This window comes from Acinetobacter brisouii, from assembly GCF_008993995.1.
Lineage (GTDB): Bacteria > Pseudomonadota > Gammaproteobacteria > Pseudomonadales > Moraxellaceae > Acinetobacter > Acinetobacter brisouii_A.
Genome location: NZ_BKNN01000083.1, coordinates 1 through 6850 on the forward strand (window position 1 = coordinate 1; position 6850 = coordinate 6850).

The following is a 6850-nucleotide window of genomic DNA, read 5'->3' on the forward strand; positions in this document are numbered from 1 at the left end:
GTGAGGGTAATGTTTGTTGGCGTGTTAAATCTAAATGATGTGATAAATTCATAAAAAAAATGAGTGTATTTGCATACACTCATTTTTACAGCAATTTGCATTTTTTTGCTTAACTGACTGGCATTACAGAAAAATCTGTGCTTTTTTATCGGTCTATAAAATTATAAACCTTCTTCATACTCGTCAGCAGAAAGCAATTTTTCTACATCTGCGATATTATCAGGTTTAATTTTATACATCCAACCTGCACCATATGGATCATTATTGACCAATTCTGGTTCATCTTCTAAAGCAGGGTTAACTTCAACTACAACACCTGCAATTGGCGCATAAATGTCAGAAGCTGTTTTTACAGATTCAACAACACCAGCTTGTTCACCAGCATCTAGTTGACGATCAAGCTCAGGAACTTCAACATAGACCAAATCACCTAAAGCATCTTGTGCATGATCTGTAATACCAGTAACGACAAGATCACCTTCAATACGTGCCCATTCATGAGATGCTGCATATTTCAAATCATTTGGATGATTCATAACAACTCCATAATTAAAATCAATGATTGCAGTGAGTTATACCTGTTTTTTTTCAAAAACAAAAGTTAAAAATACTTAATCTACCAAGAAACCGCCAGTTTGGCGTTGCCAGAGTTGAGCATAAATGCCATGTTTTTCTAGAAGTTCTGTGTGTGAACCTTGTTCAACAATTTGCCCTTGATCAAGAACAACAATTCGATCCATTTTAGCAATTGTAGATAGGCGATGGGCAATTGCAATAACCGTTTTACCTGCCATAAGATCGTTTAGACTCGATTGAATTGCTGCTTCAACTTCTGAATCTAGCGCACTGGTTGCTTCATCTAAAATCAAAATCGGAGCATCTTTTAGAAAAACACGTGCAATCGCAATACGTTGACGTTGTCCACCTGAGAGCTTAACACCGCGCTCACCGACATAAGCCTCTAAGCCTTTACGACCTCGGGCGTCAGACAAAGCCTCAATAAATTCTTTAACCTTAGCTTTTTCAATAGCATAATCAAATTGCTCGTCACTGGCATCATTGCGTCCATAACGGATATTGTCGGCAACAGTGCGATGAAGTAACGATGTATCTTGTGTCACTAATGCGATATGTTGTCTTAGACTATCTTGTGTGACTTCAGCGATATTTTGCCCGTCAATTTCGATGGCACCTTTTTGAATATCATAAAAATGTAGCAATAATTGAATAAGTGTAGATTTACCTGCACCTGATCGACCAACGATTCCGATTTTTTCACCTGGTTGAATCGTTAAATTGAAATGATCAATGACATGACGATATTGATTATATGAAAAACAAACGTCTTTAAACTCGATTTTTCCGCCTTGTGTGAGTTGTAACGGTTGAGCATTCGGCGGATCAACAATTGAAACTGTTTGGGCAAGGGTATTTTTTCCGTCTTGAATTGTGCCAATATTTTCAAAAAGCATGGAAATCTGCCACATGACAAATTCACTTAAACTGTTGAGTTTTAAAATCATGGCAGTTGTTGCTGCAATAATACCTAGCTCGACTTGTCCGAGTGTCCATAAGTAAACTGCTGTACCCAACACACCAATAAACAGAACGGCGCTCAGCAGTTTTAAACTCAGTTCAAACAATGTTGCAAGGCGCATTTGCTTATAGACAGTGACCATAAATTCTTGCATAGATGCTTTGGCATACTGACTTTCACGTTGAGTATGTGCAAATAATTTAACCGTTTGAATATTGGTATAGGCATCGGTAATACGACCCGTCATTACAGCACGCGCATCGGCTTGTTTTTTTGAGATTTGGATCATACGCGGTACAAAGAAAGTTGCAGCGAGTACAAATAGTCCTAGCCATACAAACAGCGGAATTAATAAACTGGGCGCAACATTTCCAAGCATCAAACTGACAGAAATAAAATAGATGATCACGTAAGCTAAAATATCACCCAAAATGACCCAAAATTCGCGTACAGCAAGTGCTGTTTGCATAATTTTGGCAGCCAAACGCCCTGAGAACTCATTCGAGAAAAAATCCAGACTTTGCTGCATCATTAAATTATGAAAACGCCATCTGAGGCGCATTGGAAATGAGCTAAACAAAATCTGATGGCGGATAATAGATTGCATTGTTGCAAACATAATATTGGCCACTAAAACCCCGACCAGCATCAGCAGTTGTTTTGCGTGCTGCTGAAAAAACTGATTGGGATGGCTTTGGCTGAGCCAATCGACCAAGTGTCCAATTTGTGAGAAAAATAACGCTTCAAAACTGGCAGTTGCTGCGGTTAACATCACCAAAATAATCAGATAATGTTTTAAACCTTCAGCACATTGCCAAACAAACGGGAAGAAATCTTTCGGTAATGGTTGATCTAGATTTTTAGAAGGATAGGGATCTACACGCTGTTCAAACCATTTCAATAACATACATTTTCTCCAAAGCTATGACTATATTAAAACCGAAAAAGTGCTTTGAGGAAAATGTAATATGCTTATTTAAAAAATAAATTCTTAAACCAAATTCAGGTAAAATAGAAATTAAATGATCAAAAATATCTGCTTGAATATTCTCATATTGTAACCAAACTGTGGTGTCTGTAAATGCATAGATCTCCATTGGAATTCCCAAGTTGGTTGGCTGTAACTGACGCACAATTAAAGTTTGATTTTGTGCAATACCTTCATGCTGGCGCAAATAAAAATTAATGTACGCTCGAAATGTTCCCAAATTGGTTAGACGGCGTTGGTTATATTCAGACTGGTTGGACAGTTGATGATTAAATTGCTCCAGTTCATTTTCTTTTGTATTGAGATAATGGTTGAGCAATAGAAAGCTTTTTAATTTCTCATGTTCTTCAAAACTCATAAAATGCACACTACTTTGATCAATATATAGTGCGCGTTTCATACGTCGTACACCAGACTGCGTCATGCCACGCCAGTTACGAAATGTATCGGTGACTAATTTGTTGGTTGGAATGGTCGTAATGGTTTTATCAAAATTTTGTACGGTAATGGTATGTAGTGACATATCAATAACATCACCATCGGCATTTAATGACGGCATTTCAATCCAATCACCAATCCGAATCATGTCATATGAAGAAATTTGTACACTGGCAACCAAAGACAAAATAGTATTTTGGAATACTAGCATGAGTACCGTTGCCATAGCACCAAAGCCAGCCAGTAGGGTAAACACATCTTTTTTAAGGAAAGTACCTAAAATCATCAAGCCACAGACCAAAAACAGCATGAGCTTAACCAGTTGTAAATAGCCTTTAATGGGTTTGTTTCTGGCATTTGGATTGCGTTGATAAAGCGCATTTAATACATTGAGAATTTCACTAATGGTCAATGCAATACTGAGGAAAATAAATGCTTGTGACAGCATTTGTACCAAATAAATCAATTTGGTTGAAAGATGCGGAACCGTATCAATCCCGTTCATAATAATGACAGCAGGGACAATATTTGAAAAACGCTGAATGACACTATGTTCAGCAAGTATAGAATTATTGGCAAATGGCATTTTTAATAACAGCTTGCGTATGCCACGAACCACAACTTGCTTGGCAATAAAATTTGCCACAAATGCAGATAGAATCAAAAGGCTTAAACCACTAAGCATCTCAATCCAAGGGAACTGGTTCGCCCATTCTTGTAAATCTTGAATAAACTTAGAAAAATTAAACAAAATACCTAAGCCTTCTACTGAAAATGATTCCCATTGTAATGCGATTCGCAGGAAGGCCTAGTACTACTTAAAATAAAAAAACGTTTTATAATGATTATGTTACAGACTTACCACATCAGATCATCAGGAATAACATATGCAGCATATGGATCTTCTTCATCTGTGGTTTGCTGATTGTTGTCTTCAGATTTCTTCCATAAAATAAAACCTGACATTTTTTGTTCAATACGTTCCGCCAGAGCCTTTGGCAGATAAGCATAATGTTCTTGGTCTTTGGCAACCACCAAACTGCCAGCAACCAATGCATTATAAATCTGCTGATTGATATAAACTCTCTTAATCTTATTTTCATCAATAAATTGATAAGCAATATCGCCTTCAGTATCTTTCACTTGATGCTGACTAATCATTTGTATGATATTGCCTTTTAAGGTTTTTTCCTCAAGCTGACGCTGCTTCTCAGAGTTCAAAGCATGGTCTTTCTCTTGTTTATGCTGTTGATCTTGTGCGATTTTAGCTTTTAATTCAGCTTCATGACTTTGTCCAGTACGTTGTTCGTGCTGCGCTTGCTTACTTAATTTCTTTGCCTTTTTATTATCGACTAAACCCGCTTTGAGTAGCTGTGCTTGTAAAGCATTTTTAACCATGAGATAAATCCAACAAAATTAGTGATGTAACTGATTACGAATGTACAGTGTCCAATAAGTTAGGCTCATCGCCAAACTTAAACACACAGGTATCAGGAAAGTATGTAAGTTTAAATAAGGATAGAGCCATGTCACAAGAATTCCTCCAAATAAAAACCCCATTAAAATAACAATTAATAATACAACACGGCGTCTTTCAACAGGTAGACCACGCAACAGATAGCCCAGATTTAAACCCAAATCAGTTAGTAAACCCGTTAAATGCGTGGTTCTAATAATGGCGCCTTTATAATGGCTGACCATCGCATTTTGCATTCCCATCGCAACGCATGCCCAAAGGAGTGCATAACGTGGATAATAGGGAATGAGTAACCAGCATAAAAAAATACACAGCGCTGATAAACTAAGGGGAGTGCCATAACGTCGACCCAACTGAAAGTGGCTACTTCCTAAGATATAACCACTATAGAGTGACCCGAGCACAAAGCTGGTGATGACACAAATGCCATAAATGGCTTGCATAGATTGCCCATGCAAAATGGCGATTGCCAACATACTGACATTGCCAGTCATGTGAGAAACAGTTTGATGCCAAATACTCAGTAGCCCAAGTGCATTCATCATACCTGCATTAAAGGCAAGAAAAAATGCACCGAGCTGAACCCAAACAGGTAATGTTTGAAATGGCATAGACACTCATAGGAACAGAGAATTTATTTCTCTTTATACCCTTGATCTACTGCAATTACAAATAACACATCGGTTGAAGAGTTGAGTGCTGTTTCAGTTGAATCTTGCAGTACACTAATCACCATACCAATCGCAACAACTTGCATGGCAACTTCAGAGGAAATACCAAATAAACCACATGCAACAGGGACAAGCAATAAAGAACCACCAGCAACACCCGAAGCACCACATGCAGAAACCGTTGCAACTACACATAAAATCAGCATTGTCGTAAGATCTGTTTGAATACCTAAAGTATTGACCGTCGCCAATGCCAAAGTCGTAATTGTGACTGCTGCACCAGACATATTGATCGTTGAACCTAAAGGAATAACCACATTCGCAGTAGATTCATCAACACCACAACGACGAGCCAAGTCTAAATTGACAGGAATATTGGCCGCAGAACTTCGTGTAAAAAATGCAGTAATGCCACTTTCGCGCAAGCATTTAAATACCAACGGATATGGATTACCTTTAATCACGATTGCCACCATAATTGGATTAATGACAAAAGCCACAAAGAACATCGTACCCAAGAGAACAGCCAATAAATGGGTGTAACTCACTAACGTATCTAATCCCGAATTAGCGAATGTGACCGCAACCAAACCAAAAATACCAATCGGTGCAAAACTGATCACCAATTTAATCACTCGACCAATCGCTTCGGCACTATCGTGTAAAAAAGTTTTGGTTGAATGGCTACTATGACGAAAAGCAACCCCTAAAATCAAAGCCCAAGCCAAGATTCCAATAAAATTCGCTTCACTTAAAGCCACAACAGGATTGGAAACAAAACTAAGTACGAGGTTTTTCAGTACAACACTTAAACTACTTGGGGGTTGTAAAGATTGATCACTTGCAAGATGCAAAATTAATGTGGTTGGAAATAAACGGTCAGCAATCACAGCACTCAATGCAGCTAAAAGCATACCAGTGGTGTACATGATTAAAACAGGTTTAAAATTTTTAGCACTTTGAGCTGCTTGGAAGTTGGCAATCGAAGAGATAACCAAGACAAACACTAAAATAGGTGCAACAGATTTTAATGCCTTAATAAAAATATCGCCAAGCAAGCTAAGGTATGGCGTAGCATTAGGGAAAAGTAGCGCAACAGCGACCCCTAAAATAATCGCAATGACAATCCGAGTCACAAGACTTGACTGTTAGCATAAGAGAGCCTTAAAAGACCAATTGAGGTTCTGAATACAGGTTGGCTATTCTATAGAAAAAATACAAGATATTACATTTTTACTGCTATAAAAGATGATTTTTTATGAATTTAATTGATATTTATATTTTTGTAAGGTTTTATTTTTTAAATATTTTTTTAGCTAAACAGTAAAATCTGTAAAAAATCGTTTTGCTTGGAAAGTAAACAAAAAATTACTGTTTAGCTAATTAATAGTTAGCTTGTTGCTAACACGGCGACAGGATGAGTAAAATGGAATTGATAAATATCATTTAAGATTTTAACAAAGCGCTGGTCTTTGATTGAGTAAAAAATCTGTTTACCTGCACGACGTGTAGTGACCACATTATTTTTGCGTAAAATCATCAATTGTTGAGATAAAGTCGGCTGTAAAATCTCACTTTTTGCTTCAATTTCAGAGACATTGAGCTCTTCATTCAGCAATAAACTCAGAATTAGCAAGCGATCTTTATTAGCAAGTGATTTAAGTACACTTACGATGTCATCGGATAACTCACGAATCACATGAATATCGAGTGGTTCGTTCATTTTTCCCCCTTATATA

At 37.4% G+C, this 6850-nt stretch carries 7 protein-coding genes; all 7 read right to left on the minus strand.

Going from position 1 to position 6850, the window contains the following annotated elements; translation table 11 throughout:
* Nucleotides 1-161: 161 nt before the first annotated feature.
* Nucleotides 162-536, minus strand: coding sequence for a glycine cleavage system protein GcvH (gcvH, locus tag GBN19_RS13670; RefSeq protein ID WP_151778518.1), 375 nt, complete (start codon nucleotides 534-536; stop codon nucleotides 162-164).
* A 75-nt stretch (nucleotides 537-611) separates the two neighbouring features.
* Nucleotides 612-2444 carry an ABC transporter ATP-binding protein gene (locus GBN19_RS13675; RefSeq protein WP_151710465.1) on the minus strand — a complete coding sequence of 611 codons (1833 nt, stop codon included), beginning with the start codon at nucleotides 2442-2444 and terminating at the stop codon, nucleotides 612-614.
* The gene (locus tag GBN19_RS13680; protein WP_151778519.1) at nucleotides 2425-3714 is read right to left on the minus strand and encodes a mechanosensitive ion channel family protein; all 1290 of its coding nucleotides are present in this window, start codon (nucleotides 3712-3714) and stop codon (nucleotides 2425-2427) included. The genes GBN19_RS13675 and GBN19_RS13680 overlap by 20 nt, the downstream gene beginning before the upstream one ends.
* A gap of 107 nt (nucleotides 3715-3821) precedes the next feature.
* Complete coding sequence (locus tag GBN19_RS13685) at nucleotides 3822-4361, minus strand: DUF2058 domain-containing protein (protein ID WP_151710467.1); 540 nt, start codon at nucleotides 4359-4361, stop codon at nucleotides 3822-3824.
* Nucleotides 4362-4379: 18 nt separating this feature from the next.
* Complete coding sequence (locus tag GBN19_RS13690; RefSeq protein ID WP_151778520.1) at nucleotides 4380-5051, minus strand: YoaK family protein; 672 nt, start codon at nucleotides 5049-5051, stop codon at nucleotides 4380-4382.
* 23 nt (nucleotides 5052-5074) lie between these two features.
* Entirely contained in the window at nucleotides 5075-6247 is a 1173-nt protein-coding gene (sstT, locus tag GBN19_RS13695) for a serine/threonine transporter SstT (protein ID WP_151778521.1), read from the minus strand.
* 254 nt (nucleotides 6248-6501) lie between these two features.
* Nucleotides 6502-6834: a metalloregulator ArsR/SmtB family transcription factor gene (locus tag GBN19_RS13700; protein ID WP_151778522.1), complete on the minus strand. Its 333-nt coding sequence runs from the start codon at nucleotides 6832-6834 to the stop codon at nucleotides 6502-6504.
* Nucleotides 6835-6850 lie beyond the last annotated feature (16 nt).